This window comes from Myxococcus sp. AM009, assembly GCF_013372605.1.
GTDB classification, from domain to species: Bacteria; Myxococcota; Myxococcia; order Myxococcales; family Myxococcaceae; genus Myxococcus; species Myxococcus vastator.
On sequence record NZ_JABXEP010000030.1, the window covers coordinates 1 to 25,166 of the forward strand.

Genomic DNA, 25,166 nt, shown 5'->3' on the forward strand with positions numbered 1-25,166 from the left:
GCGCGAGGGGGCCGCCCCGCCCGGCGGCCCCCTCGCGCCCCACTGCATCGCCGGTGGAGGCCCTCTGCACGCAGATGCTGACCGAAGTCCGCGTCGCCGTCCGGGGCCGCTCGCTCGTCGAGCTGGCGGTCGCGCTCTCGGCGCCCGCGGAGCTCGCCCAGGAGGCGCTCACCCTGTTGTCCGCCCGGGGAGCGGTGATTCGAAGGGGGCACAAATACTTCGCCGCTTGAGGCAAGGTAGCCGTCCCGCACGTCTTTCGAAGGGTCGTCCATGGAAGCGCCGACGTACAGCTCCAAGCAGGTCGCCGAGATGCTCGGCGTGTCCCCGAAGCAGATTCCGGAGGAATCGCGGAAGGACGCCTACACGCCGGACGACATCTGGGACCTGCGCACCACGCTCGACCGTTTCCCGGCGCGGCTGGGCCACCGCCGCCAGCTCTTCCTGAACTTCAAGGGCGGCACCGGCAAGACGTCGCTGTCCACGTCCTACGCCTGGCGCCTGGCGGAGCTGGGCTACGCGGTGCTCCTCATCGACCTGGACAGCCAGGGCCACGCCACCAAGTGCCTGGGCTACGAAGGCGAGGACTTCGAGAAGACGCTGCTGGACGTGCTCGTCCGCAAGACGCCGTTGTCCAAGGTCATCCAGAAGTCCTCGCTGCCCAACCTGGACTTCGTCCCGTCCAACCTGACCATGTCCACGGTGGACCTCGCGCTGATGCCCATGGCCGGCCGCGAGTTCAAGCTGCGCAACGCCCTCAAGGACGTGGAGGCCCAGTACGACGTCGTCGTCTTCGACGCGCCGCCGTCCTTCGGCCTGCTCAACCTCAACGCGCTGATGGCGGCGAACGACTTGTTCGTCCCCGTGCTCGCGGATTTCCTGTCCTTCCACGGCCTCAAGCTGCTGTTCGAAACGGTGCAGAGCCTGGAGGAGGACCTGAACCACGTGCTCGACCACGTCTTCATCGTGGTCAACTCCTTCAACGCCACCTTCAAGCTGGCGAAGGAGGCGCTGGAGGCGCTCCAGACGCACTATCCGGAGTTCCTGCTGCCCACCATCATCCGGCAGTGCACCAAGTTCGCGCAGGCCTCCAGCGAGGGCCGGCCGGTGTTCGTCGCGGACCCCTCGTCCAAGGGGGCCAACGACATCCAGGCCATGATTGACAACATCCTGCCCCGGCTGGTGGCCGCGGCAGCCGCCGCCCAGACGAAGGGCACCCAGCAGGCCGGCTGAGAACCATGAAGAAAGCCTTTGAACAGAACGTGTCCCGCGCCAAGCCGCGCCTCCGCCTGGGCGCGCTGACGGGCCTCGTCGACCCCGTCGAGCCCACGCCTCCCGAGCCCGAGGCCGAAGCGGCGCCCGAGCCCGTCGCCGAGTCCCCCGACCTCTCCGCCGAGGTGCGCGCCCGCATCGAGCGCGCCCGCACGCCGCGCCCCAGCGCCGCCCAGGCCATGGACGCCGCCCTGCACGAGCCGGAGCCCGAGCAGGACACCGTCGCCTACGCCGCGCCCGAGCCGGACGATGCGCCCGTCTACGAGGAGCCCCCGCCGGAGCCCGAAGCGGTCGCCGACGTGCCCGTGACGTACGGGGCTCCGCCGGAGGCCGAAGCGCTGCTCGACACCGAGCCGTCCGCCGGGCCCGTCACCTTCGCCGCGCCGCCCCCGGCGCCGCGCTTCGACGCCGTCAGTCCTCCTCCGGAGGCGCACCCCATGACGCAGGCCTCGGCTCCCGTATCCATGCCGCACGTCACCGCCACCGTCGCGGAGCCGGTGGCCCGTGTCGAAGCGCCGCCCACCGAGGTGGAGGTGCAGCGGCCGGCCCCGCCGCGCGAGGACGGGCAGGACTCCTCGGCCCGCCGTGAGCGGCTGAAGGCCCGGCTCAAGGCGGTGCGGGAGAATCCGCGCCCGGAGCCGCTGCCCGCCACCGTGGCGGAGGCGGGGCAGCGCGCCGTGGAGCGCATCACCCACCTCCAGGCGGAGCTGGTGAAGGTGAAGGCGCTCAACCTCTCCCTCACGCAGGACCTGGAGGTGTCGCGCCGTCAGGCGGAGAAGGCCACGGAAGAGGCCCGCCTGCGCATGGACGAGGCGCGCCGCCTGTCCTCGGAGATGGAGGGCCGGGTGAAGCTGCTGGCCGACCTGGAGCGCGAGCTGTCCGCGCTGGAGGGCGAGCGCGACGAGGCGCTGCTGTCGCTCCAGGAGACGCGGCAGGCGCTCCATGCCGCGGCCAAGGAGCGCGAGGCCCTGGAAGAAGAGGTCGCCCGCGGCAAGCAGGCCCTGGTGGACAGCCTGGCCGAGGAGGAGCGGCTCGCCGGTGAGCTGGAGTTCGCCAAGGACGAGTCCACGTCGCTGCACCGCGCGGTGGAAGCGCTCCAGGGAGAGCGTGACGTGCTGGCCCAGCAGGTGGCCTCGCTCACCGCCGAGCGCGCCGAGCTGCTGGAGGCGCGCAAGGCCCTGGAGTCGGTGCACCGGGCCCTGAGTCAGGCCACGGTGCGCTGAAGCCGCCTGGCTACTTCGTGACCTTCGCCGCCCCGCGCACGGCGGCGAAGGCGGGGCTGAGCGGCGGCGAGCGAAGGCCCTCGGTGGCCAGTCCACTGAAGCCCCCGGCGGGCTGCTTCAGCGCCTGGACGTGCGCGAGGATGTTGCTCCGGCGCTCGTCCTTGCCCGGGTGGTTGGCGAAGGTGCCGCCCCCGTCCTTCGTCTTGGCCAGCAGGGCGAGGTAGTCGTCCGGCGTGTAGCCCGCGGAGAGCATCAGCTCGACGGCGACCCGGTCCGCCTCCAGCTCCTGCTCCTTGGCGTGGCCCTTGTCGATGAGGTCGATGGTCTTCTCGCTCAGGTGGCCCAGCAGGCCCGGCTCCTTGTCCAAATCCAACGTCCCGTCGCCATCGCGGCCCGCGGAGAGCACCTTCACCGCGGCGGGGGAGAGCACGGCCTCGCCGTAGGTGACCAGCTCGCACGTCTTCACCTTCGCGTCGCCGTACTGGCGGATGGCGTGCTTGAGCGTGACGTGGGCGATTTCGTGCGCCAGCACGCCGGCCAGCTGGCCTTCGTTCTCCAGTCCCTGGAGCAGCTTCCGGGTGACGAAGACGTAGCCCCCGGGCGCGGACATCGCGTTGAACTGGGACGTGTCCTGGAGCACGCCGAAGGTCCACTCGAGCGTGGGCCGCGCGGACTGCGCCGCCAGGTTCTTCCCCACGACGTTGACGTAGCGGTGGAGCGCGTCGTCGGGGCCGCTCAGCAGCAGCCCGTCACCCCGCCGCACGAAGTTGATGGCCAGCGCTCCGCCCAGGGCGTACTCCTCCTGCACGCTGGGGTCGGCGCGCAGCTTCTGGCACGTCTTGGCCTCCTCCGTCGCGGCGCTCACCTTCCCCAGGATGTTCCCCCCTCGGGTGAGCGCGGACGCGTTGAAGCCCTTGCAGGACGTCGTCATCGCGCCCAGGCCCACCAGCGCGAGCACCTTCCAGCCCGTTCGCATCATCGCTTGCCGCTCCGCTTGTTCGTCCCGGCCTTCGCGACCGTGTCGCTGGCGCCCACCACCGGGAAGAGCCCCGCCGCCGTCACGTGCGCGGCGATGTCCGCCGTGGAGACGGACTTCGCCAGCGCCTCCAACGCCTGGATGTCCCGCACGGCCTCGCCGTGGTCTCCGCCCTTGTCCTTGCCGTACTGCTCCGCGCCGGGGCTGAGCGCCTTCACCGCGGCGCCGCTGGCGACGAACTTCTTCGGGTCCACCTGCCGGGTGCCCTTCCCCTGCGTCACCAGCTCCATGTTGGGCGGCGTGGTGGACAGGTTCGTCTGGAACACGAAGCCCTTCTTTCCGGTGGTCGTCGTCACCTTGTGCCACTGCTTGTGCTTCGCGTCCGCGCCGCCCCACGTCACCTGCTCTCCGGGCTGGAGCACCGCCACGGCGTTGACCGAACCGGACGGGCTCGCCTGCACGCGCGTGTTCTTCGCCTTCACGTACAGCGGCTCGCCGACCTTCACGGCCGACGCCCCCGCCGGAATCGCCAGCGCCAGCAGGGCGGTGGTCCACGCCACCCGCGTCTTCATCCCCATGTCTCCCCGACTCCTTTCCACACCGCTCATTTGTCCAGGTTCGCCACGCCGTCGAAGTCCGTCGGCGGCGCCTTCGCATATCGCTGACAGCGCTCCAGCAGCGCCTGCGTGGGCCCGTCCTCCGGGTCCTCCGCGCGGCGCGCCTCCAGCACCGCTGCTGCTTCCTCGAACCGCGCCGCGCGGTAGAGCGCCAGCGCCGCGTGGTAGCGCGCCACCGTCTCCCGCTTGCGCGCGTCCAGCCCGCCCTTGAGCGCGAGCAGCTCGTACACGGTGACGGCCTCCGTCTTGCCCGCCACGCGCACCCGGTCCAGCTCCCGCACCTCGATGTGCTCGCGCGCCAGCTCGTACGTGCGCGGGCCAATCATGATGACGGAGCCATAGGCCTTGTTCGCGCCCTCCAGCCGCGCGGCCAGGTTCATCCCGTCGCCAATCGCGGTGTAGCTGAAGAGCTGCTCGCTGCCGAAGTTGCCCACGAAGTTGACCGCGGTGTTCACGCCGATGCGCGTGTACATGTCCGGCAGCCCCTGGACGCGGAACTCGTCGCGAAGCCGGTCCACCGCCGCCTTCGCCGCGAGCGCGCCCTTGCAGCCGCGCAGCGCGTGGTCCACCTGTCGCATCGGCGCGCCGAAGAGACACACCACGGCGTCACCGATGTACTTGTCCAGGCACCCACCTTCCTTCAGCAGCGCCGCGCTCACCCGCGTCAGGTACGTGTTGAGCAGGCGCACCAGGTTGCGCGGGTCGTCCTTGAAGCGCTCGCTGAAGGTGGAGAAGCCCCGGATGTCGCTGAAGAAGGCGGTGATTTCGACATTCTCCCCATCCAGCCGAGGCAGCTCGCGCTGGGCAATCATCTGCTCCACCAGCTTGGGCTCCATGAAGCGGCTGAAGGCCTGCCGGATGAACGCTGTCTCCTCGTTGGCCACCAGGTGGTTGAAGGCCACCGCGCTGACGCTGGCCAGCACGCCCGCCAGCGCGGGCAGGGCGGTGAGCACGTAGGTGTTCGTCAGTCCGAGGACAGGGCCCGTCACCCAGCTCATGCCCGCGTAGAGCCCCAGCGGCCACGCAATCTCCAGCGGCGTCCAGCGCGTCGTCATCAGCAGCACCACCGACGCGAAGGCCACGCCGAAGACGAGCGCCAGGCTCACCCCCAGCGGCGCGCGGGTGATGAAGCGGCCGTTGCCCAGGAGCGTGTCCAGCACCGCCGCTTGTTTCACCACGCCGGGCTCATGCGACGAGAAGGACGTGGCCTTGACGTCGTTGAGCCCCACCGCGTTGCCGCCGATGACGACCACCTTGCCGCGAAAGACGTCCGGCGGCAGCCCCGTGGGCTGGCCCTGGCCCCGGTACACCCACGCGTCGAGCACGGAGATGAGCGGGACGCTCGTGAAGCGGTCATGCAGCTGCCCACCGAAGTCGATGCCCGCGCTGCCATCCGCATCCACGGCGTAGGTGCGCGAGCCCAGCCGCAGCGTGCGCCCGGCGAACTCGATGGCGCTGGCGCCCAGCAGGTCCGCCGCCACGCGCACGGGCAGCGTCGCGAAGGCATTGGGGCCATCCGAATAGACGAAGCGCGTGCGGCGCATGAAGCCGTCGGTGTCCGACTCCGGCTCCACCAGCCCGAAGCCATCCACCGCGCCCACCAGCACGGGAATGGGCGGCACCGGGTGACTGGGGAGCCGCTCCCCCGAGGACGTCGCGTAATCCAGCGCGGGCAGCGTCCGGCCGTTCGCGCGCACCGGAAACGCGATGGCCCGTGCCAGTTGCTCGGGGGCAACAGTGGGGAGGACCGCCTCCGGGGCGCCGTCCTCGAACGTCTCCGCGCCGGCTTCCTCCGGGAAGGTGTCCGCCGCCTGGATGGGGGTGTCCACCTCCACCACCGCCGCTCCGAAGTCCGCGGGAGGCAGCAGCGGCGCGTTCGCGTGGGTGGAGACCCCCAGGTAGAACGGCGTGGACGTCTCCCGGAGCACCTGCGCGAAGGTCAGGTCCATGGACTCGTCGGTGCCGCGCTCGTCCATGACGGCGTCGAACACGATGGCCCGGGCACCCTCGGCTTCCAGTTGTTCCACCACGCGCGCCCAGAGGTTGCGGCTGTAGGGCCAGCTCCCGAAGTTGAGCGCGTATTGTTCGTTGGCGCGGATGCGCTCCAGGCTCGGCTGGTCGATGGTGACCAGCACCACCTGGGATGACACCTCGCGCCGCTCGGTGAAGCGCGTGACGACGGTGTCGTAGGCGGAGCGCTCCGCTTCCTCCAGCAGGCCGCCCAGCTTCGCGTCGAAGTGAAGGCAGACGGCGGCCAGCGTGGTGGCCAGCACCGCCACGCCCAGCATCAGCCGCCAGTGGTTCTGCCACCGTGAACGGACCGTCTTCCAGCGCTCGCCTGCCACGTCCCCCTCTTGCGAAGCGTGCTGGAGTGAACACTACCCCAGCGGCGGAGGAGAAGGCAGCCACCTCGCGTATCTCGGTGTCTCGGCCGTGTATTCACGGGGAAACCTGAGTTTTCAGAGGGTGCCTGCGGCAGGCAGCCAGACGGGCCGCTGGAGCCTCCAACGTCGCCCTTCCGGAAACCCGTGGGTCGTTTGCCACCTGTCGGTGCCGTCCGGACCTTTGCACTCGGTTCGACACGGATTTTCGCAATCAAGGAGTCAGACGTGGCCCTGGATATCCTCCAAGAAAAAGGCGTCCCGCTCGACAAACAGGTCTTCACCTGGAAGGACCTGGTCCGGCGCCCCTTCAGCAAGCTGGATGACGACGCCTTCACCCGCGTGTGCGTCATCTACATGAACGGCATCATGGCGGACGCACTGCGGACCAAGCATGCCTTCGCGCGCATGAATCGCGAGCTGCGGGAGCCGCTGGCGATGATTCGCCGGCTGGAGCAGTACGAACAGACGCTCATCAACTGGCTCAACCCCCCCGACCAGACACCGCTGGAGACCACCCTGGGCTTCGAACAGGTGGCCATCGAGGTGACGGCCAGCGTGGCCCTGCGCGAGCCGGACCCCTATCTGGCCCAGACGTACCGGTTCGGCCTGCTCGAGGACTTCGACCACCTGTATCGCTACTCCGCGCTCTACGACCGGCTGGAGGGCAAGGACCCCAACACCATCACCCAGTCGTACACGGATATCATTCCCGGGCGGCCCACCTCGGTGGAGCATCGCCATCCGGTGGATGACCTGCGCCGCCCCTACGACAAGCGCACGGCCCACCCGCTGACGAAGCTTCACGCGATGAGCATCACCGCGGCGGAGAACCAGACGCACGACTACTACATGACGGTGGGCCCCTTCTTCAGCGACCCGGCGGCGCGGCAGCTCTACGCGGAGATTGCCTCCATCGAGGAGCAGCACACCTCCATGTACGAGTCGCTGCTGGACCCGGGCGAGTCCATGCTGGAGCGGTGGCTGCTGCACGAGGCCACGGAGGTCTACAACTTCTACTCGTGCGTGGCCTTCGAGAAGAACCCGCGCATCAAGGAGATATGGCAGCGCTTCCTGGACTACGAGCTGGGCCAGCTCCACTACGTGAAGGAAATCTTCCAGCGCGTGGAGAAGCGTGACGCGGCGGAGGTGCTCCCCAGCACGCTGCCGGAGCCCATCGGCTTCAAGGAGCACCGCGACTTCGTTCGCAAGACATTGAATCAGGAGGAGGACATGGCCTCCAACGGGCAGGACTACGTGCGGATGGCGGACCTGCCACGCGACCACCGCTCGTACATCTGGCGCGACCAGCTCAACTCCGACGGCTCACCGTCCGAGACAGTGGCCGCTGGCTACCAATGGATTCCGGGCACGGAGCTCGCCGCGCGCACGCCGCGCATGGGCTCCACGTTCGAGGGAAAGAAGGTTCACTGACATGAAGACGACCACCAGCGACATGGGGCGCAACCGGACCGGCGTGGCCACCTCGCCCATCGACAGCGCGGACATCATCCAGGAGGCGGAGAAGCATCAGCCCAGCCACCTGGGAGACGGCTCGCTCCTCCTCCAGGTCCGGCAACTCTACGCGCGGGAATCCGAAGGCCTGGGCAGCGTGCCTCCGCCGGCCAGCCTCAAGGGCGTGGCGAAGACGGCGGTGGATGCGCTCAAGGGCTCCAAGCCCACCGTCTTCATCGACAAGCTGGGCGAGCGGCTGGCCTTCGAGCGCAGCGGCACCCGGCTCTATGAGGGCGCGCTCGCCAAGTTCGACGTCTACGGCGGCTGGGAAGGCGGGCCCACGCGTGAGGGCCTTGAGAAAATCTACAACGACGAGCTGTCCCACTTCCTCATGCTCACCGAGGCCCTGAAGTCACTGGGCGCCGACCCCACGGCGATGACGCCCAGCGCGGACGTCACGGCGGTGGTGTCCCAAGGCCTTCCGCTGCTCATCGCGGACCCTCGCGCCAACCTGCGCCAGTCGTTGGAAGCGCTGCTGGTGGCGGAGCTGACGGACAACGCCTGCTGGGAGATGCTCATCGAGCTGGCCCGCGACCTGGGCCATGACACGCTGGCGGACCGCTTCCAGCTCGCGCTGGATTCAGAGGGGCAGCACCTCCTCTGGGTGCGTGGCTGGCTGGCCGCGGGCGTGAGCGTGGAGGCGCGCGGGGCGCCTGCCGGTGAGAAGCGCGCGGGCACGCAGCCGCGGGTGTAACCCACGCTCAGAACGACGAGCCCGGCTCCTGGAGGAAGACGGTTTCCTCCGGAGTCGTCGGCCGGCCCAGCGTCACGTTGCGATGCGGAAAGCGGCCGAAGCGCTGGATGACGTCCCGGTGCTGCCGGGCGTAGTCGAGCGCTTCCTGGCTGTCCGCGTGATACAGCGCGAGCACCTCGAAGAGGGCCACGGACAGCCGCTGGTCGTTGACGGACTCGCTGTGCTCGAAGGGCAGGTACATGAACCACCGCCACAGCGGCGGCAGGGACATGTCCAGGCCTCGCGCCAACCCATGCCGGGCCACCTCGCGCGCCCGCGCATCCGAGGCGAAGGCCCTGGGCGTGCCGCGGAAGAGGTTGCGCGGGAACTGGTCCAACAGCAGGAGCAGGGCCACGCAGCTGCGAGGCGCGTCCCGCCAGTCGTCCAGGTCGCCCTCGGCGGCGCGCTCGACGGCGGGCAGGAAGCGGCGCCGGCATTCATCATCGAAGTCTTCGTCTCGCAGGAACCACCGCTCGCGTGGCTGCCCGAACCAGAAGCCTAGGATTTCCTCTGCGCTCGCCATGAGACGCCTCTTCGTCAGCAAGGGGAATCCGCCTTGTACACCGGCCCCAGCCGGGGTGGCGGCCAGGGGTCTCCGGTACCACCTTCCATCCGACAATGGCGGGTGCTCCGCCAAGGGAGGACGCGGATGGACTGGACGCTGGAGCCGACGACACGAAGCATGCCTGACCCGGTGCTGCGCACGGCGCTCAACCCCACGCTGCGCAAGGAGTCCGTGGTGGCGCTGGGCGTCTTCGGCGCCCTGACGTTCGGCGCGGCGGCCCTGGGCGCTCGCGTCAGCTCGGCGGACACGCGCTGGTACCGGCGTCTGCGCAAGCCCTCGTTTCAGCCGCCACCGAAGGTCTTCGGCCCGGTGTGGACGGTGCTGTATGGCCTCATCGCCCTGTCGGGTTGGCGTGTCTGGACGGCGCCCGCGGGCGCGGCCCGCTCCCAGGCCTTGGGCTGGTGGGGCATCCAGATGGGATGCAACGCCGCCTGGTCCTGGCTCTTCTTCGGCAGGCATCAGCCTCGCCGCGCCCTGGCGGACAACCTGGCGCTGCTGGGCAGCGTGACGGCGTATGTCGCCGTCACCAAGGACGTGGACCGCCCCGCGGCCTGGATGGTGATGCCGTACCTGGGCTGGGTGGGCTTCGCCAACGTGCTCAACGCCGAAATCGTCCGCCTCAATCCCTGAACCCCGGACCCGCCCTAGTTGCGCAGCTTCGACGGCACGGGCGGGTTCATCGCCAGCACGGTGGCGAAGTAGCGGGCCTGGCTCTCCGTGGTGCAGCGCACCTCCTGGATGCGTCCGCCCACCTTCACGCGGACGAGCCAGCCTTCATTGTCACGAGTCCAAGCAGGCGTGTCGGTCATCATGGTCATCCTCCCTCGAAGTTCATCCTCCGCCTTTCGCTAGAGCAGCCGCCATGCCAGCGCTGGAAGCGTGCGAATCCAGGCGCTTCCCCTGGCCTGCTGGCCAATGGAAGACACCCACACCTGTCATTTTTGCGGAGGGCGGGGTGGCGGAGTTTCAGTGGATGAGCTGTCCGGGTTCCTCGACGTTCGGCTGCGCGGGGGTGCCCGCCATCAACGGCAGGGCGACATGGAAGGTGGAGCCATGGCCCGGCTCGCTCTCCACCCAGATGCGCCCGCCGTGACGCTCGACGATGTCTCGGCTGATGTAGAGCCCCAGTCCCAGGCCGCCGAAGGAGCGGGCGGAGGCGTTGCGCGCCCGGAAGTACCGGTCGAAGAGCAGCTTCTGCTGGTCCTCGGGGATGCCGATGCCTTCGTCGGAGACGGACAGGAGCGCCAGCCCGCCGCGCTGGCGCAAGCTCACGCGGACGGTGCCTCCGTGCGGGCTGTACTTGAAGGCGTTCTCCACCAGGTTGGCGAGCACCTGCTCCATCCGGAAAGGGTCCACGTTCACCTGCACGGGCTGCTCGGGCGCATCGAACCGCACGGTGTGGTCGCCGCGCTGGGGCTCGAGCTCGTGGAGGACGTGCTCCACCAGGCTTTCCAGCCGGGTAGCCTCCCGGTGCAGGGCCAGCCGTCCCGCCTCGATGCGTGAGGCATCCAGCAAGTCATTGATGAGGCTGGTGATGCGCAAGAGGTACAGGCGCGCCTGGCGCAGGGTGGAGGGCTCCACGCGCTCGCCGCGCGCCAGCCGGCGCTCCAGCGTGGCCAGCCGGAGGCTCAACGGGGTGAGGGGCGTCTTCAGCTCGTGCGAGGCGATGGACAGGAAGTCGTCGCGCACGCGGATGGCCTCCTGGGCCTCGCGGAACAGGCGCTCGCGCTCGCTCTCCGCGCGGCGGCGCTCGGTGATGTCCTCGACGATGCCAATGCCGCCCTCCACCTGTCCGGCCGCGTTGAAGCAGGGGGCGAAGCGAACGTGGACCGGCGTCTTCTTGCCGGAGGTGATGGCCCGGTACTCGCCTTCGTAGTCGCAGGTATGTCCCGCCAGCGTCTCACGGACGCAGTGGAGGATGCGCTCATCCCGGAGCGACAGCATGTTGAGGCCCACCAACAGGCGCTTGGGCGAGCCGATGATGCTCACGAACAGCTCGTTGCACGCGATGAGGATGGCGCTCCGGTCGAAGTAGATGATGCCCAGGGGCGCGTGCTCCACGACGGTGCGGAAGAGCGCGTCACCAGGAACGCTCTCCGAATCACGTCCGCGCAGCGCGCGCTCCACGGGTTCGGCCAGGATGTCGACGACCTCGTGCAGGCGGCGGAAGTTGAGGGCGATGCGCTCATCGCGGCCCTTGCCGGAGGCGCCCACCGTCAGCTCCACCATGATTTCAGCGCCGTCCTTGCGACGCGCGAGCACTCGGGTCGCTCGCCCTCCGAGCGCGGTCCGCCGGGAGAGCAGGTGGCGCAGCAGGCTCTCGCCTTCATGGCGGTGCAGCCGCTGGGGAAAGAGCCGGGACGCCGGCTGGCTGATGAGCTCGTCCCGCGTCCATCCCAGCAGGCGCTCCGCGGCGGCGTTGAGGAAGCAGACGTTCTCACCGGCGTCGCAGGCCACGAAGGGGTCCACGGCGGCATCCAGCCACGCGCTGAGCTCGTCGATGCCTGAGGCCATGCTCTCCTCGGAAACGCGCTGGCTGACATTGCCAGCGTCCCGGGACAGGGGCGCTCGAAACGCCTCGACGCGGAATGCGGAGGGCGTGTCCCTTTCTATACAAGTAGGCATTGGCGGCACGGCCCGCGCCTTCCTCGTCGGTGGTCGGCGCGCGGACGCCAGGTTCGACGGGCATGCGAGCGGGCAGGCCCCAGCCTAGCGGCGCGTGGCCTTGCGTGGCCGGCCGCTGGCCTTGCGAGCGACGGGCTTCGCGCCACCACGCGGCGGCTCGGGTGGCTTCAGCGAGAGCCCCTCCAGCCGCTCGCGCAGGGCTCGCGTCTCCTCCTTGAGGCGGTCCACCTCTTCGCGAAGCGACGCCACCTCGCGAGCTTGCGGTTCACCTTCGCGCAGGAACCGCACCGTCTCCCGCGCCGCGCGCCGGGCGACGGCCTCCAGCAGGGGCGTCTGCTCCAGCGCGGGCACCAGCCGCGAATCTCCCAGGTTGCGCGCCGCCTCGAAGACGCCCATGCGCACGCGGAAGAGGGGGTCGCGGAGCAGCTCCGCGAGCAGGTCCACGGCCTCGCGCTTTCGCCCCGCGACCTCCGCCAGCTTCGCCACCGCGAGCGTGGCGGCGCGGCGCAGCGGAGCCGCGTGGCCGTAGGCGGTGCGCGCCTGCACCACGGAGAAGGCCGCCGGGTCCTGAGACTCGGCGAGCCCATCCACCGCGCCCACTGCGATGACGTCCTGGTGCGACGGCCGGGTGCTCGCGGCCTCCAGGACGCCCAGCGCGTCCGGCGCGCGCACGCGGCCATAGCTGCGGGCGGCCTCCGCCTCCACGAAGTAGCTGGCGTCACCGCCGTTCACCAGGGCGCGCAGGCGGGAGGCCACCTCCGCGTCGCGGCGGAACTCGCCGAGCGAAGCCACCACGGCGCGGCGCACGCGGGGATGTTCGGTGGACAGCGCGGCCAGGAGGCGCGCGCGGGCCTCGGGGGTGCGGATACGGCCCAGGGACTTCGCGCACGCGGCGCGGGTGCCCCAGAACAGCCGCGCGTCCGCCAGCGCCGTGCCCAGCGCGTCCACCGCGCGGGGGCTGCCGTCGCGTCCCAGCGCCACGGCGGCCTCGGTGCGTGCGCGCATCTCCGGTGCGGCACGCAGCTCCTCCATCCAAAGGCCCGCGGACTTGTCCACCGCCAGCGTGCCGAGCACCCCGCGCCGAGGGTCCACCCGCACCTGCGAGGGCGCGCTGGCGCAGGGCAGGTGGAACGCGTGCTCCGCGCCCGTCACCTCCAGCCGGTGGACGGTGTCGCGGCCGTCCACGGTGAGCGCCACCTCCAGCGGCAGCCGGAAGAGGGGCACGCCGTCCGCCGTGGACTGCGTCTGGCGCACCTGGAGGCGCAGCCGCGCTTCCTCGGCGTCGTAGCGGACGTCGACCTTCAGCTCGGGGTGGCCGGGCGCGAAGACGTACTGGTCGAAGAAGGCGTCCAGGTTGTGGCCGGTGGCGTCCTCGAACGCGCGCGCCAGGTCCACCGTCTCCACGGAGCCGTGGCGGTGTCGCGCGACGTAGTGGCGCAGGCCCTTGAAGAACAGGTCGTCACCCAGCCGGCGGCGCAGCTCGTGGAGGACCAGCCCGCCCTTCTCGTAGAGGTGCCGGTCGAAGACATCCATGGGGGCGTGGAAGCGCCGCGCGACGATGGGGCGCGCGTAGCGCTCACGCACCTCGCCCAGGTAGGCCTCCAGGTCCACCAGCCGGTGCTGGTCGGCCTCGTCCTGCCCGTCGGCGCGCTCCTTCCAGAGCAGCTCGAACCAGGTGGCGAAGCCCTCGTTGAGCCAGCCGTGGGGCCAGTCTCGGCAGGTGAGCAAATCACCGAACCACTGGTGGGCCAGCTCGTGGGAGATGAGCGGCTCGGCGTTGTAGTCCGGCTGGGCGCGCGCGTCGTGGAGGACGGTGTCGGTGAGGCTGGTGGCGGAGGTGTTCTCCATGCCGCCCAGGATGAACTCGGTGACGAAGACCTGGGCGTAGCTGCTCCAGGGGTAGGGCTCGCCGGTGACTTCCTGGAAGACGCGCACCATCTCCGGCGTGCGGCGCACGCAGCGCAGCGCGTCCTCCTTGCGGCCCTTGGGGAAGAGGTAGCGCAGGGGCACCGTGCCCGCGGTGTCGGTGGCCTCCTCGAATTCACCCACCACGAGTGTGACGAGGTACGGCGCGTGCGGCTGCGCCATCCGGTAGTGCTGGGTGCGGCGCCCGTCGTGGACGCGGTCGCTCTCCAGCGTGCCGTTGGACAGGGACGTCATCGGCTCGGGGAAGGTGGCGATGACCTCGGACGTGGCCTTCTGGGCGGGCGTGTCCAGGCAGGGGAACCAGGCTCGCGCGTCGATGTCCTGGCCCTGCGTCCAGGCCTGACGGGGACGGTGGGGATAGGCGGCGTCTGGCGCCCAGAAGTAGAGGCCACGGCGAGGCTGGGCCGTGTAGCGGATGGCCACCTCGCAGGCCCGTCCGGCGGCGAGCGGCGCGGACAGCTCCACGCGGACATGGGCGCCGGAGTTGGAGAAGCGCGCGGCGCGGCCGTCGACCTGAACGTCCGACACGTCGAGGTCCACCGCGTCGAAGGTGACGGTGTGGACGGGACGGACGGCGGAGACGCGGGTGGTGCACAGGCCGTTGATGCGGTGCGTGTCGAAGTCGAGGTCGACCTCGATGCGGACGTGCTCGGCGCGAACCGGCCGCTCGGCGGCGTAGTGCTCGGTGGCGCCAGGAAGGGAGAACGGGCGGGGGCCGGAGGGGATGGACTCGGAGGCGTGACGGTGGCAGCAGCGCATGGGCACCGGAGACTCTTCCGCAAGCCCGCGCCACCGTCGAGGAGGAGTGCACCTGGGGGCTGACGAGCGTCGTGTATCGACGAAGTCATGAAGATGACGCCAGGGTCGCGCTCCGCCCCGCTGGGGCGGTCATGACATGCACCTGAACCCACGCGGAACGGCGGCGACCGGGTAGGCTCTGGCCACCGTGCAGTGGGTCCTCTTCTTCTCCGACAGGCAGGTGCGTGAGCAGCTCTTCGCCCGGGTGGACGCGACGCGTGGGTTGTTGCTGGTGACGGGCGTGCGTCACGGCGCGGCCATGCGTCCTCCGGAGACGCGCGAGCCCTTCGCCACGCTGGAGCGGCTCCACGGTGACGTGCTGTCGCAGGTGCTGGTGGCCGACGAGGGCACCACGGATGGCATGTGGAGAGACCCGCTGGGAGACCTGGGCGACCGGCTCCACCCTGGCAGCCGGGATGACGCCTACGCGGCGGCCACGGGCTACCTGCTGCTTCGGGACGGCCGTCCGGCGGCGGTCGTGCGCAAGCAGGGGACACCATTCGAGGACCTCTGGTTCCTGCAGGAGGCCCTGAGCAGGCTCAGCTCGCGCGTGCCCCCACCGGACCCGGCCCAGCGGCCGGGACGTCGCCGCGCGGAGCCCGCGCCCCGCTCGCCGCCCAGGCCCGCAAGCACGAACGCCCGCGCCACGGGCCCACGGGAGCGGACCGCCTGGGACGATGAGGCCACGCCGCCCCGTGGCACGCGCGTGCCTCCGCCCGAGCCGCCGAAGAAGGACCCGTGGACGGTGCTGGGCATCGCGCCCGGGACGCCCCTGGATGAGGCGCGCAAGGCCTTCCGGGCGCTCGTGGTGCAGTACCACCCGGACAAGGTGGCGCACCTGGCGCCGGAGTTCCACGCGCTCGCCGAGCTGCGCACGCGAGAGCTCCTGGACGCGTGGGCCGAGGTGGAGCGGGCACTGTCCGAAGGGACGTGAGCCCGCCGCTACAGTGGCATCGAGCCCGGCGGGGGCGTGATGAGCGTCCTGCCGCTGTCCAGGGCGAAGCGCGCGACGATGGGCATGTGGTCGGACAGCCCGTGGAAGCGGCTGCGGAGGTCCCCGAAAGGCGACGTCTCCTGCGTGTCGAGCCAGCGCACGCCGGCGCCGGAGAACACGTGGTCCAGGTGCATCCGCATGTGCATGAAGCCGGCGGTGGGAAAGCCGCGCGACACGTTCGGGTCAATCTGCCCCACGGCGGCCTGCGCGCAGGTGAGCCGGCCGTCGGTGGTGAGGTAGCGATACACGGGCGACGCGGGCGGTGAGTTGAAGTCGCCGCACACGATGGAGGGCTCGTCACCGGTGAGCCCGTGCATGAAGTCCGTCAGCTTGCGGGCTTCGTGGAGCTGGTTGACGCCGCAGCCCATCTTGTCGCGCGTGGCCCAGAACTCACGGGCGAAGGGCGTGGGCAGGCTGAGGTGGGTGTTGAAGATGTGGAAGGGGTGCCCGTCCTCGCGGCGCAGCAGGCGCATGTGCGCGCAGATGCGGCTCTGCTTGCGGTCCTTGAGCCGCTGGACGTGGTGGTGGGTGATGGCCTGGGGGGCGTCCACGTTGTGCGTGGCCACCTCCAGCCTGCGCGTGTTCACCAGCACCGCCAGGCCGGTGGTGTAGAGGGAGACCTCGCCGAGCTTGTAGTGGTGGGCGCGGAAGTAGAAGGCCTCGTAGGGCATCTCCCGTCCCAACATGCCGAACGTCTCCACCATCCGGCCCATGAAGGCGGTGAGCTGCGTCTCGCCCGGCTGCTTGGGCCGGTCGGCGATGTTGCTGCGCAGCGAGGACGTCTCCACCTCCTGGAGGCAGACGACATCCGGCAGCGGGTCCAGTGACGCCAACGCCGCGGCGACCCGTCGCTTCGGGCCCACGGTGCTCGCCAGGCCGCGGAGCATGTGGCCGAAGTAGCGGACGTTGTAGGTGACGATTCGCAGCGGGGATGGACTCATGGGCAGCGTGAAGGCTCCCTCCGGTGGGCCTTGGGAGGAAACTACTAACCGCCAGCCGCTCTGGCTTGGGACGGCGTCAGGCGGCCGACACTCCGAGGCCCTGCCTGCCCGGCCGTACTGTTCGTGCGGGGAGACGAGGACGCGGCGCCGAGATGCACGTCATCCGGCAACGAATGGAGCCAGGTTCCAGTCACCCTGTGGTTTTCTGCTGAGAGTTCCGGGCACGCGGCAGAAGGTGGTGCGCGGCAACCCGTAACGGGTCATCAGCGGTGTTACCGAGGGAAGGCTGTTCATGCGGGGATACACGTGGGGTGTGGCAATCGCATCCATGATGGGGCTCATGGGGTGCGGCGAGGACGACACGTACGTCTACGACGTGACGCTGGATGAAGCGGCCCTGAGCAACGTCCCGATTGAATGCTTCAGGCAGGCCGTCCCGGAAGAGCGGACTGTTGAAGGACTGGAGGCGCAGCAGCGGTGGCGTTTTCAGCGAGGCGAAGGGGAAGTGGAATCGATGTCGCTGGAGATTCCCGATGTCGAAATCTCCACCCGGGGTATCGGGTCGTTTGTCATCGACCGTCAGGATGACGCGCCAGACGTCATTCCCGGGGCGGCTGCCGCAGGTGGGGGATTTCAATTCGTCTACCTCACGGAAGGCTTCGACATGATGGGGCACCCGGGGACAGATCAGGCTTTCACCATCGTCATCGAGACCAAGACCCTGGATGACACCATTCAGGGATTCATGTGGGTTCGAAGCATGCTCAAGTTTCGAGCATGGAATACGAGTCCACAGTGCGCCATCACCATCCCGTTCACGGGCAAGCGCGTGACGGAGTAGGCTCCTCCGCTCGCGCCACAGTGGCGCGAGCCCTGTGCCGGAAGGAGCGGAGACCGATGCGTGGAGACCAGTGGGGCGCCATGGCCGCCGTGGTGATGGCGCTCACGGGGTGCGGCGAGGACGACACGTACCTCTACGACGTGACGCTGGACACGGAGACGCTGGCTAACGTGCCCACGGAGTGCTCCGAGTACGTCCAACCGGCGCAAGGCCCCGCGGTGGGCCTCGAGGCGCAGCAGCGGTGGACCCTCCGGAAGGGTGAGCTGGACTCGATGTTCCTCGAGGTCCCCGACATCGACTTCCAGACGCCGAACAACGCCTACGTCATCAACGGCGACGGCGCGCCGGACGTCCTCATGGGCTCGGTGGGCGCGGACGGCGGCTACCAGTTCCTCCACATCCAGACGCGCCTGGACGAGGAGCACGAGCTGTCCGCCCTGGGCAACGAGCACGCCTTCCGCATCGCCATCGACACCAAGAAGCTGGAAGACACCATCCAGGGCACCGTCTGGGTCCGCAACGAGCACGTCGAGCGGGACCCCGTCACCGGCTCCACGGTGGCCTCCGGCTGCGCCTCCGCCGTCCGCTTCACCGGCCGCCGGGCGCGGGAGTAGCGCGCTTCAGCCGCACCACCGTGTCCAGCAGGTGCTCCAGCGCCGCCTGGGGCTCGGTGCACAGCCCGGAGTGCACCGGCCCCGTCTGGATGATGGTGCTGCGCGGCGCCACCACCCAGTGCCAGCGCTCCTTCTGGGACAGCCGGCCAATGGGCCCCGAGCCCTTCCCGCCCTCGCACACGCGGCGGAAGCTCTCCAGGTGGCCGCGAATCATGTCCACGTCCACGTCGGGCCACAGCGCCTTCAGCCGCGCCGCGTCCGGCTCCACGCGCACGCCCAGGAAGCGCTGGGTGGCGCAGAAGAGGACGACGCCCGCGTTGATGAACTCCTCGCGCTCCACGCGCGGGACGACGCGGATGATGGCGTAGTCAAACGAGCTGGGCGCGGGCACGGTCCGCCTCCTCGATGAACGCGGGCACCGCTTCCAGCCGGCGCAGCAGCCAGGTGGCGTAGGCGGCGCGGTGGGCCTCGGCGGTGGGGAAGGGGGACTCGGTGCTCGTGAGCCACGCCTCCGGAATGGCCCCCACGATTCGCTCCACCCCGTCCCGGCTGATGCGCGCGCCCAGGTGCCTGCCGGCCTCCGTCAGCGCCGTGGCCCAGGGCAGCAGCACGTGGTCCTTGATGGGCGCGAAGCGGCCCTGGCTGCGCGCCTCCCAGTCGTCCCACGAATGGTGGAAGTACAGCGAGGCCCCGTGGTCGATGAGCCACAGGTTCCGGTGCCAGGTCAGCAGGTTGGGGTTGCGTGGGGTGCGGTCCACGTTGGTGATGTACGCGTCGAAGGCGACGATGCCGGACGCCTCCGCCGCGGTGGGCACGGGGTCCGCCACCGGGTCGAACGTCACCGACGCCGGGAGGTAGTCCAGCGCCAGGTTGAGGCCCGCGCTGGCCTTGAGCAGCTCACGAATCTCGGAGTCCGGCTCGTTGCGCCCCAGCGCCGGGTCCAACTCCACCAGTACGACCTCCGGCACGCGGAGTCCCAGCTCCCGGGCCAGCTCCCCGGCGATGAGCTCGGCGATGAGCGCCTTGGCGCCCTGGCCCGCGCCCCGGAACTTCACGACGTAGAGCCCCGCGTCGTCCGCTTCGATGATGGCGGGCAGCGAGCCGCCCTCCCTCAATGGCGTCACGTAGCGCGTGGCGGTGACCGTCCTTGGCATTCCAGACCTCCCGTCCTCTCTCCTGGCGTCGTCCCTGGGGGCCGCGTCGCGGCATGTAGCATGTCGGCCGGGGGTGGGAGGCACTGACGCGGCTAATGGCCGCCCACTGGAAACTTTGTCCGACACAATGCGACAATCATTTATCGGCGTTTTTTTCTGCCCCCCACGGAGCACCCCCACCATGGAAATCTCTCGCAAGCCGAAGTCGCCCGTGTCGCAGTCCACCCGCGCTGATGACACGGCCAAACCGGCCGCGGCCAGGCCGGTGGAGAAGACGCCGGTCCAGACGGCGAAGGACGGCTTCGACTCGGCGCCCACGGGTGGCGCGCGGGGCTCCAACTTCGTGGACCGCCCGAAGGGCAACTTCGTGGACCGCCCCACGGGCCTGCCCCCGGGCACCCCGTCGGCGCTGCCGGCCTCGGCCTTCACCTTCGGCTCCGGCCACGTCGCCGTGCGGCCCTTCGCGGAGAGCGCGGCCCGCGCGCCCGTGACGCTGCAGGCGTCCGCCACGCCCAACGCGAAGGTGAACGACCTCCAGACGACGACGTCCACCGTGTCCTTCGACCAGGACGTGAAGCTGGACTCGCTGAAGCTGAACCTGGACCTGGCGCACACCTACAAGGGTGACCTGGTCGTCAAGCTGACCAGCCCCTCCGGCAAGACGGAGACCCTCCACAACCGCACGGGCGGCAGCGCGGACAACATCCAGGGCAACTTCGACCTGGCCGCCTTCAAGGGCGAGTCCACCAAGGGCACCTGGACGCTCTCTGTCGAGGACAAGGCGCGCCGCGACACGGGCACCCTGAAGAGCTGGAGCCTGGACGCCGCGGGCCAGGCGACGGGCCCCATCGAGGAGCCGCAGAAGCCGCTCTCCGGCCCGCCGGTCATCGCCGTGTTCGACGGCGGCGTGGACTTCAAGCACTCCGACCTGGATGACGCGATGTGGGTCAACCCGAACGAGGTCGCGGGTGACGGCATCGACAACGACGGCAACGGCGTCAAGGACGACGTCTACGGCTACAACGTCGGCTACAACAGCGGCGACGTGATGCGCGGCAGCGGCACGGACCACGGCACGCACGTGGCCGGCATCATCGCCGCCGAGGACAACGGCGAGGGCAACACCGGCGTCGCCGCGGGCAAGGCGAAGATCATGAGCCTGGGCGGCCTGTACAACGGCGCGGACCTGCTCACGAACTTCGAGCGCGGCGTCGACTACATGGTGAAGATGAAGACCGAGCACGGCGTGAACATCCGCGCCGTCAACGCCAGCTTCGGCAACGAGTACCGCAACCCGGCGGATGTGAAGCGCTGGACGGACGCGGTGCAGAAGCTGGCCGACGCGGACATCCTCCTCGTCGCGGCCACGGCGAACGGCAACGGCAGCAACCTGAACGACGTGCCGGACATGCCCGCCAACATCGACCTGCCCAACGTCATCACCGTTGCGTCCATGGACAAGAACAACGACAAGCTCGCGAGGTTCTCCTCCCACGGGGACAAGGTCGTGGAGCTGGCCGCGGTGGGCGAGGACGTGCTGAGCACCGTCCCGGGCGGCGGCTGGGAGGAGATGAGCGGCACCTCCATGGCCACCCCGACGGTGGCGGGCGCCGCGGCGCTGATGTTCGCCGCCAACCCCGAACTGACGGCCGCGCAGGTGCGTGACCTGCTGGTCCAGACGGTGGAAGTGGACGCCGACCTCAAGGGCAAGGTGAGCACCAGCGGCAAGCTGGACATCGAGGCCGCCGTCGCCGCCGCCGAGGCCACCCTCAGCGAGGACGACACCACGGTCGCCGGGCGCTGAGCCAGCCCTGACGTGACGCAGCGAAGCGCTCCCGGTGCCCAGGCGCCGGGAGCTTTTTCGTGTCCGATTTGATTGCGCACAATTGAATTGCGCCCTATTCATCTCCCATGTCGATGGATGACCCGCTCAGCCTGGACCGGCAGCTCTGCTTCCCGCTCTACGCGGCGGCCCGGGCGATGACGCAGGCGTATGCGCCGCTGCTGTCACGGCTGGGCCTGACGTACCCGCAGTACCTGGTGTTGCTGGTGCTGTGGGAGACGGACGGGGAGACGGTGAAGGGGATGGGGGAGCGGCTGTACCTGGACTCGGGGACGCTCACGCCGCTGCTCAAGCGGATGGAGTCTCAGGGCCTGGTGCGGCGGGAGCGGAGCGCGGAGGACGCGCGCTCGGTGCGCATCCACCTGACGTCCGAAGGGCGGGCCCTGCGCCGCAAGGCCACGTCCATTCCCGAGGCGATGGCCTGCAAGTTGGGGCTGACGCTGGAGGAGGCGACCCGCCTGCGCCGCGACATCCAACGTCTTTTCGAAGTGCTTTCGCAGTCCCACGTTGATTCCTCGAAGTAACGCTCAAGGAGAACACCATGGCTCCCGTCGCTATCAGCCCGCTGTACAACACCTCCGCCACCACCCACGGCGGTCGCAACGGTCGCGTGAAGTCGGAGGACGGCGTCCTGGACCTGCCCCTGGCCATGCCCAAGGAGCTGGGGGGCGCGGGCGGCGCCGTCACCAACCCGGAGCAGCTCTTCGCGGCGGGCTACTCCGCCTGCTTCGAGAGCGCGCTGCGGCTGGTGGCGCGCATGCAGGGGAAGAACCTGGGCAACGACGCGGGCGTGCGCGCCACCGTCACCATCGGCAAGACGCCGGACGGCGGCTTCGGGCTCGCGGTGGAGCTCCAGGGGCTCCTTCCGGGCATCCCGAACGACGAGGCCCAGAAGTTGATGGAGGCGGCCCACGAGGTGTGCCCGTACTCGCGGGCCACGCGCGGCAACATCGACGTGAAGGTCTCCATCGCGGGCTAATCGCGGGTGGCGAATTCATGAGGACCGCGCGGGAGTTGGTATCGTGGCGTGATGCCTGATTCCAAGCTGCCCGCTCCCGCGCCTCGCGCATCCCTTTCACTTGTCTCCCGCGAAAAAGGGACGGAGCGGACCTGGTCCTTCGAGCGCAGCGGCACGGCCGTGACGCTGCGTGAGGGCCCGCTCGGCGGGAAGTCGAAGCAGACCGAAAAGGTGTTCGAGACTGAAGCCGAGGCGCTCGCTTTCTGCGACAAGAACCTCCGCGCGAAAGTGGAGAAGGGCTTCTTCTCCGCCGAGCTGGGGCTCCGCGCGGTTCCTTTCTCGGAGCTGCAAGCCGAGCTGAAGGTCGCTGCCAGCGCGGAGAGCGCCACCGCTCGCGTGCTCGTGCACGACGGTGACCTGGTTGTTCCTCACGACCTCATCCTCGATGACGGGTTCGGGCTGCTGTCACCGGAGAAGGATGCGCCGTCTCCCCTGGTGGGGCTCCTGGTGCGGGGAACGCTCACCATCGAGGGGTGCCTGCTCAACTTCGAGGACGACACCGGGCCCTTCCTTCAGGTCGAAGGCTCCCTCGCCGCCAGCGGCGTCGGCGTCGGCGGCTCGCAGATTCGGGTCAACGGGAGCGTTCGCACGAACGAACTGGTCGGCGTCTACAACCACGGCCACCTCGACGTGGGCGGCGACCTCGACGCTCGCATCGTGGCCACCGAGCACGCGGTGACCGTCGCGGGGAAGACGAACGCGCTGCGCTACCTCGGCTGGGGCGCCAGCATCTTCCCGGTGGCGGACGGCGTGGAAGACGCGAGCGACCCGCACGACGCCAAGGGTGTCTTCGTCTCCGGTGTCCTCAAGAAGCCCGAAGGCCAGGTGGACCTCTCGCTCGCGCGCGAGCGGCTGGCGGAGCGGAAGCCCAATCTGCTGGAGACGCCGGTGAGCGTCCGCGCGGAGTTCCGCAAGCAGATGGCCAAGAAGCTGGAGGCGCCCGACACGCTCAAGAGCCTGGCGCTGACCCACAAGAATCTCGGCACCCTGCCCGCGGAGTTGTTTCACTTCCGCCGGCTGGAGAAGCTCGACCTGACGGGGAACAAGCTGCGCACGCTCCCCGAGGAGCTGGGGCAGCTCACGGAGCTGCGAGAGCTTCGGCTGGGCGGCAACGGCCTGCGGGAGCTGCCGGAGTCGGTGGGCAACCTCGAGAAGCTCGTCCACCTCGACCTGGAGGCCAACTGCCTCTGGCGGCTTCCGGAGTCGCTGGCGCGCTGCACCGAGCTGCGCACCCTCAACCTCATCAACAACCCCTACTCGTACGTGCGCGCCGCCTTCGGAGGCTGGCGCAAGGTGAAGGTGCTCCGGGACTTCCCAGAGGTCCTCACGCGCTTGCCGAAGCTGGAGGTGGTGGAGTTCAAGGGCACCTTCTTGCGCTCGCTGCCGACGCGCGCCTTCGACAGCAAGGCCTTGCAGCGGGTGAGCATCAAGGACTCGCTCATCACCGACGTCGACAGGGCGCTGCACCCGTTGGTCGAGGTCGACCTGGAGCACGCGAAGCAGACCGCCGCGGACTTCGTGCGCTTCTGGTTCGCGCACGACACCGTCCACCTCGCGGACTTCTTCGACGCGACGACGCGGCGGTACGACTTCACCGACGTCATCGCGCTGGCCGGGCTCCTGCTCGAGAGCGCCGTCCCTGTCCCCGCGTCATACGAAGGCGTGCTGGCCACCTGGAAGCAGCAGATTGACCGGGTGGGCCATGTCATCGACCGGAGCGAAAGGAATCCGGAGCACTCCCGCGCGCTGTTCGGCGCGCTCCGGGACGCGCTCGACACGCTGGGCGAGCCGTATGGCGCCAACGCGCTCGTGGACGGCTTGCGCGCGCTGTTCGACGCGCGCGCGCGAGCCTAGACACAAGGCGCCTACGGCGTGCTGCCCGGCACCCACACGCCCCAGTCCGTGAGCTGCGCGCCTCCACCGCTGGGCGTGGTGCGGTCGCTCAGCGGCTGGAAGCGGGCCTCGTGGGCCAGCCCGGAGAGTTCATCCTCCCAGGGGTCGGCGGCATAGACCTGGACGCGGACGTTGTTCGCCTGGGGCTGCGCGGTCTCGAACTGGAGCGCCGGGACGCGGTGCGCGCCCACCGTCATCGTCTCGCGCTTCATCGGTGCGAGGCCCGTGGGCGCCGGGGGCCACTGGCGTGTGTCCAGGGACTCCCAGATGCGCGCCAGCACCGCCTCCTCCAGGGGCACGGCTTCCGCCTGCGCGAAGTCCGGGCACGCCGCGCCTGTCGTGGGCGGCGTCACCTGTTGACGCAGGATGAAGCCTCGCTCCGCGGCCTGGCAGGTGCGCAGCACGGACGTGGCGCCGTCCGTCTCCATCCGCACGTCGAACCAGGTGCCCGGGCCCCAAGGGCGGTCGAGCGCCGGAGGCTGGCCGGTGCCACCCTCCTGTCCCTGGCGCGCCTCCACCAGGGTGAGCTGGGCGCCGCCGCCCGTTCCGAAGCCCGCCAGCGTGGTGCTCGCGTCGAGCAGGCCATGGGTGAGGTACAGCGGGCCCGGCGTCGCCGCGTAGAGCCGGTTCTCCAGGGGACCATCCATCATCCGCTTGTCGTTGAGGTAGCGCTTCGCCTCCCAGTGGCGGCCCGCGGCGGTGAGCTGCTCGGTGCTCTGCTTGCCCTCACGGGGGACCTCCAGCGCACGTGACTCATCGGCTCGCACGGGCACCACCAGCGGCCGCGCCAGCATCGGCTGCCGTGAAGGCGCGCCGCCATCCTCGGTGAAGTAGATCGTCACCCAGACCCAAGGCAGCTCCACCGCCACGACCTCCAGCGTCACCACGCCGGCCACCGCGGACGCGGGCGCGGTGCCGGGCTGCTGGCGGCCCATGGCCTTGCGGTTGGCGGAGAAGGAATACGCCACGCGGTCGCCCACGCGAGCCCGCAGCCAGGGCGAGTTGCCGCGACGCGTTGGCGTCTCCGTCTCCGTCTCCGTCTCCGTCTCCGTCACAGGCGCCTGGGTGGAAACTTCCGGCGGTGCGGTGGTGCCGTCGGAGGGTGTGGTGTGGGGCTCCACGCTCTTGCAGCTCGTGCCAAGGGTCAGGGCCGCGCACAACAGCATCGCGGGGCGGGACAGGGAGGAGGCGACAGGCTTTCGCATTCGAACGACCTCGGCGGTGAGGGGCATTGCGTCAC

Annotated in this window: 23 protein-coding genes and 1 pseudogene; 13 read left to right on the top strand and 11 right to left on the bottom strand. The window is 69.8% G+C overall.

Annotation, left to right across the window (positions count from 1 at the left end; genetic code table 11):
- From HV824_RS10235 to HV824_RS10245, 3 genes and pseudogenes are all read left to right on the top strand, one after another.
- Positions 1 to 230: pseudogene (locus HV824_RS10235) on the top strand (hypothetical protein); the annotation flags it as partial.
- Positions 231 to 270: 40 nt separating this feature from the next.
- Positions 271 to 1,230, top strand: a complete 960-nt coding sequence (locus HV824_RS10240; protein ID WP_176416674.1) for a ParA family protein — start codon at positions 271 to 273, stop codon at positions 1,228 to 1,230.
- Positions 1,231 to 1,235: 5 nt separating this feature from the next.
- Positions 1,236 to 2,492, top strand: a complete 1,257-nt coding sequence (locus tag HV824_RS10245; protein WP_176423185.1) for an extensin-like protein — start codon at positions 1,236 to 1,238, stop codon at positions 2,490 to 2,492.
- 10 nt (positions 2,493 to 2,502) lie between these two features.
- Here the strand turns inward: HV824_RS10245 and HV824_RS10250 are convergent, their stop codons facing one another.
- Genes HV824_RS10250 through HV824_RS10260 form a run of 3 tightly spaced genes read right to left on the bottom strand, consistent with a single transcriptional unit; the run spans position 2,503 to position 6,430 of the window.
- On the bottom strand, positions 2,503 to 3,471 hold the full coding sequence (locus tag HV824_RS10250) for a M48 family metalloprotease (protein WP_176416672.1): 969 nt from the start codon (positions 3,469 to 3,471) through the stop codon (positions 2,503 to 2,505).
- Complete coding sequence (locus HV824_RS10255) at positions 3,468 to 4,046, bottom strand: SH3 domain-containing protein (RefSeq protein ID WP_255207912.1); 579 nt, start codon at positions 4,044 to 4,046, stop codon at positions 3,468 to 3,470. Before HV824_RS10255 ends, HV824_RS10250 begins: the two co-directional genes overlap by 4 nt.
- A gap of 26 nt (positions 4,047 to 4,072) precedes the next feature.
- Entirely contained in the window at positions 4,073 to 6,430 is a 2,358-nt protein-coding gene (locus HV824_RS10260; RefSeq protein WP_176416670.1) for an adenylate/guanylate cyclase domain-containing protein, read from the bottom strand.
- Between the two features lie 264 nt (positions 6,431 to 6,694).
- Here HV824_RS10260 and HV824_RS10265 point away from each other — a divergent pair, with 264 nt between their 5' ends.
- The gene (locus tag HV824_RS10265) at positions 6,695 to 7,900 is read left to right on the top strand and encodes a hypothetical protein (RefSeq protein ID WP_176423187.1); all 1,206 of its coding nucleotides are present in this window, start codon (positions 6,695 to 6,697) and stop codon (positions 7,898 to 7,900) included.
- Between the two features lies 1 nt (position 7,901).
- Positions 7,902 to 8,675, top strand: coding sequence for a ferritin-like domain-containing protein (locus tag HV824_RS10270; protein ID WP_176416668.1), 774 nt, complete (start codon positions 7,902 to 7,904; stop codon positions 8,673 to 8,675).
- Between the two features lie 7 nt (positions 8,676 to 8,682).
- Here HV824_RS10270 and HV824_RS10275 read toward each other — a convergent pair whose 3' ends face one another.
- The gene (locus tag HV824_RS10275; RefSeq protein ID WP_176416667.1) at positions 8,683 to 9,237 is read right to left on the bottom strand and encodes a DUF924 family protein; all 555 of its coding nucleotides are present in this window, start codon (positions 9,235 to 9,237) and stop codon (positions 8,683 to 8,685) included.
- Between the two features lie 159 nt (positions 9,238 to 9,396).
- Between HV824_RS10275 and HV824_RS10280 the strand changes: the two genes are divergently transcribed.
- The gene (locus tag HV824_RS10280) at positions 9,397 to 9,909 is read left to right on the top strand and encodes a TspO/MBR family protein (protein ID WP_217917279.1); all 513 of its coding nucleotides are present in this window, start codon (positions 9,397 to 9,399) and stop codon (positions 9,907 to 9,909) included.
- 14 nt (positions 9,910 to 9,923) lie between these two features.
- Here HV824_RS10280 and HV824_RS10285 read toward each other — a convergent pair whose 3' ends face one another.
- From HV824_RS10285 to HV824_RS10295, 3 genes are all read right to left on the bottom strand, one after another.
- Positions 9,924 to 10,091, bottom strand: coding sequence for a hypothetical protein (locus HV824_RS10285; protein WP_176416576.1), 168 nt, complete (start codon positions 10,089 to 10,091; stop codon positions 9,924 to 9,926).
- 154 nt (positions 10,092 to 10,245) lie between these two features.
- On the bottom strand, positions 10,246 to 11,793 hold the full coding sequence (locus tag HV824_RS10290; RefSeq protein WP_176416665.1) for an ATP-binding protein: 1,548 nt from the start codon (positions 11,791 to 11,793) through the stop codon (positions 10,246 to 10,248).
- Positions 11,794 to 11,988: 195 nt separating this feature from the next.
- Positions 11,989 to 14,589 (bottom strand): M1 family aminopeptidase, encoded by a 2,601-nt coding sequence (locus tag HV824_RS10295; protein WP_176416664.1) that lies wholly within the window; start codon positions 14,587 to 14,589, stop codon positions 11,989 to 11,991.
- A gap of 187 nt (positions 14,590 to 14,776) precedes the next feature.
- On the opposite strand from HV824_RS10295, the gene HV824_RS10300 reads away from it, so the two are divergent.
- Positions 14,777 to 15,562 carry a J domain-containing protein gene (locus tag HV824_RS10300; protein ID WP_176416663.1) on the top strand — a complete coding sequence of 262 codons (786 nt, stop codon included), beginning with the start codon at positions 14,777 to 14,779 and terminating at the stop codon, positions 15,560 to 15,562.
- A gap of 8 nt (positions 15,563 to 15,570) precedes the next feature.
- On the opposite strand, the gene HV824_RS10305 is transcribed toward HV824_RS10300, so the two are convergent.
- Entirely contained in the window at positions 15,571 to 16,563 is a 993-nt protein-coding gene (locus HV824_RS10305; protein WP_176416662.1) for an endonuclease/exonuclease/phosphatase family protein, read from the bottom strand.
- 313 nt (positions 16,564 to 16,876) lie between these two features.
- Here HV824_RS10305 and HV824_RS10310 point away from each other — a divergent pair, with 313 nt between their 5' ends.
- Positions 16,877 to 17,404: a hypothetical protein gene (locus HV824_RS10310; RefSeq protein WP_368670879.1), complete on the top strand. Its 528-nt coding sequence runs from the start codon at positions 16,877 to 16,879 to the stop codon at positions 17,402 to 17,404.
- Positions 17,405 to 17,460: 56 nt separating this feature from the next.
- Positions 17,461 to 18,018 (top strand): hypothetical protein, encoded by a 558-nt coding sequence (locus HV824_RS10315; protein WP_176416660.1) that lies wholly within the window; start codon positions 17,461 to 17,463, stop codon positions 18,016 to 18,018.
- On the opposite strand, the gene HV824_RS10320 is transcribed toward HV824_RS10315, so the two are convergent.
- The gene (locus tag HV824_RS10320) at positions 17,993 to 18,409 is read right to left on the bottom strand and encodes a DUF3037 domain-containing protein (RefSeq protein ID WP_176416659.1); all 417 of its coding nucleotides are present in this window, start codon (positions 18,407 to 18,409) and stop codon (positions 17,993 to 17,995) included. The two genes, HV824_RS10315 and HV824_RS10320, sit on opposite strands and share 26 nt — an antisense overlap.
- Positions 18,387 to 19,172 carry a HipA family kinase gene (locus HV824_RS10325; protein WP_176416658.1) on the bottom strand — a complete coding sequence of 262 codons (786 nt, stop codon included), beginning with the start codon at positions 19,170 to 19,172 and terminating at the stop codon, positions 18,387 to 18,389. Before HV824_RS10325 ends, HV824_RS10320 begins: the two co-directional genes overlap by 23 nt.
- 181 nt (positions 19,173 to 19,353) lie before the next feature.
- Here HV824_RS10325 and HV824_RS10330 point away from each other — a divergent pair, with 181 nt between their 5' ends.
- The 4 genes from HV824_RS10330 (at position 19,354) to HV824_RS10345 (ending at position 23,887) form a co-directional block, all read left to right on the top strand.
- Positions 19,354 to 20,976 (top strand): S8 family serine peptidase, encoded by a 1,623-nt coding sequence (locus HV824_RS10330; RefSeq protein ID WP_176416657.1) that lies wholly within the window; start codon positions 19,354 to 19,356, stop codon positions 20,974 to 20,976.
- A gap of 107 nt (positions 20,977 to 21,083) precedes the next feature.
- On the top strand, positions 21,084 to 21,539 hold the full coding sequence (locus HV824_RS10335) for a MarR family winged helix-turn-helix transcriptional regulator (RefSeq protein ID WP_176416656.1): 456 nt from the start codon (positions 21,084 to 21,086) through the stop codon (positions 21,537 to 21,539).
- Between the two features lie 17 nt (positions 21,540 to 21,556).
- A complete protein-coding gene (locus tag HV824_RS10340; protein WP_176416655.1) occupies positions 21,557 to 21,994 on the top strand; it encodes an organic hydroperoxide resistance protein in 438 nt (145 codons plus the stop codon).
- Positions 21,995 to 22,045: 51 nt separating this feature from the next.
- Entirely contained in the window at positions 22,046 to 23,887 is a 1,842-nt protein-coding gene (locus HV824_RS10345; RefSeq protein WP_176416654.1) for a hypothetical protein, read from the top strand.
- A gap of 11 nt (positions 23,888 to 23,898) precedes the next feature.
- Here HV824_RS10345 and HV824_RS10350 read toward each other — a convergent pair whose 3' ends face one another.
- On the bottom strand, positions 23,899 to 25,131 hold the full coding sequence (locus HV824_RS10350) for a DUF6068 family protein (RefSeq protein ID WP_255207913.1): 1,233 nt from the start codon (positions 25,129 to 25,131) through the stop codon (positions 23,899 to 23,901).
- Positions 25,132 to 25,166: the final 35 nt, after the last annotated feature.

Coding starts and splice junctions, on each gene's coding strand:
- HV824_RS10240 (WP_176416674.1), top strand. CDS start 271: ATGGAAGCGCCGACGTACAGCTCCAAGCAGGTCGCCGAGATGCTCGGC.
- HV824_RS10245 (WP_176423185.1), top strand. CDS start 1,236: ATGAAGAAAGCCTTTGAACAGAACGTGTCCCGCGCCAAGCCGCGCCTC.
- HV824_RS10250 (WP_176416672.1), bottom strand. CDS start 3,471: ATGATGCGAACGGGCTGGAAGGTGCTCGCGCTGGTGGGCCTGGGCGCG.
- HV824_RS10255 (WP_255207912.1), bottom strand. CDS start 4,046: ATGGGGATGAAGACGCGGGTGGCGTGGACCACCGCCCTGCTGGCGCTG.
- HV824_RS10270 (WP_176416668.1), top strand. CDS start 7,902: ATGAAGACGACCACCAGCGACATGGGGCGCAACCGGACCGGCGTGGCC.
- HV824_RS10275 (WP_176416667.1), bottom strand. CDS start 9,237: ATGGCGAGCGCAGAGGAAATCCTAGGCTTCTGGTTCGGGCAGCCACGC.
- HV824_RS10280 (WP_217917279.1), top strand. CDS start 9,397: ATGCCTGACCCGGTGCTGCGCACGGCGCTCAACCCCACGCTGCGCAAG.
- HV824_RS10285 (WP_176416576.1), bottom strand. CDS start 10,091: ATGATGACCGACACGCCTGCTTGGACTCGTGACAATGAAGGCTGGCTC.
- HV824_RS10290 (WP_176416665.1), bottom strand. CDS start 11,793: ATGGCCTCAGGCATCGACGAGCTCAGCGCGTGGCTGGATGCCGCCGTG.
- HV824_RS10295 (WP_176416664.1), bottom strand. CDS start 14,589: ATGCGCTGCTGCCACCGTCACGCCTCCGAGTCCATCCCCTCCGGCCCC.
- HV824_RS10305 (WP_176416662.1), bottom strand. CDS start 16,563: ATGAGTCCATCCCCGCTGCGAATCGTCACCTACAACGTCCGCTACTTC.
- HV824_RS10315 (WP_176416660.1), top strand. CDS start 17,461: ATGCGTGGAGACCAGTGGGGCGCCATGGCCGCCGTGGTGATGGCGCTC.
- HV824_RS10325 (WP_176416658.1), bottom strand. CDS start 19,172: ATGCCAAGGACGGTCACCGCCACGCGCTACGTGACGCCATTGAGGGAG.
- HV824_RS10330 (WP_176416657.1), top strand. CDS start 19,354: ATGGAAATCTCTCGCAAGCCGAAGTCGCCCGTGTCGCAGTCCACCCGC.
- HV824_RS10335 (WP_176416656.1), top strand. CDS start 21,084: ATGTCGATGGATGACCCGCTCAGCCTGGACCGGCAGCTCTGCTTCCCG.
- HV824_RS10340 (WP_176416655.1), top strand. CDS start 21,557: ATGGCTCCCGTCGCTATCAGCCCGCTGTACAACACCTCCGCCACCACC.
- HV824_RS10345 (WP_176416654.1), top strand. CDS start 22,046: ATGCCTGATTCCAAGCTGCCCGCTCCCGCGCCTCGCGCATCCCTTTCA.
- HV824_RS10350 (WP_255207913.1), bottom strand. CDS start 25,131: ATGCGAAAGCCTGTCGCCTCCTCCCTGTCCCGCCCCGCGATGCTGTTG.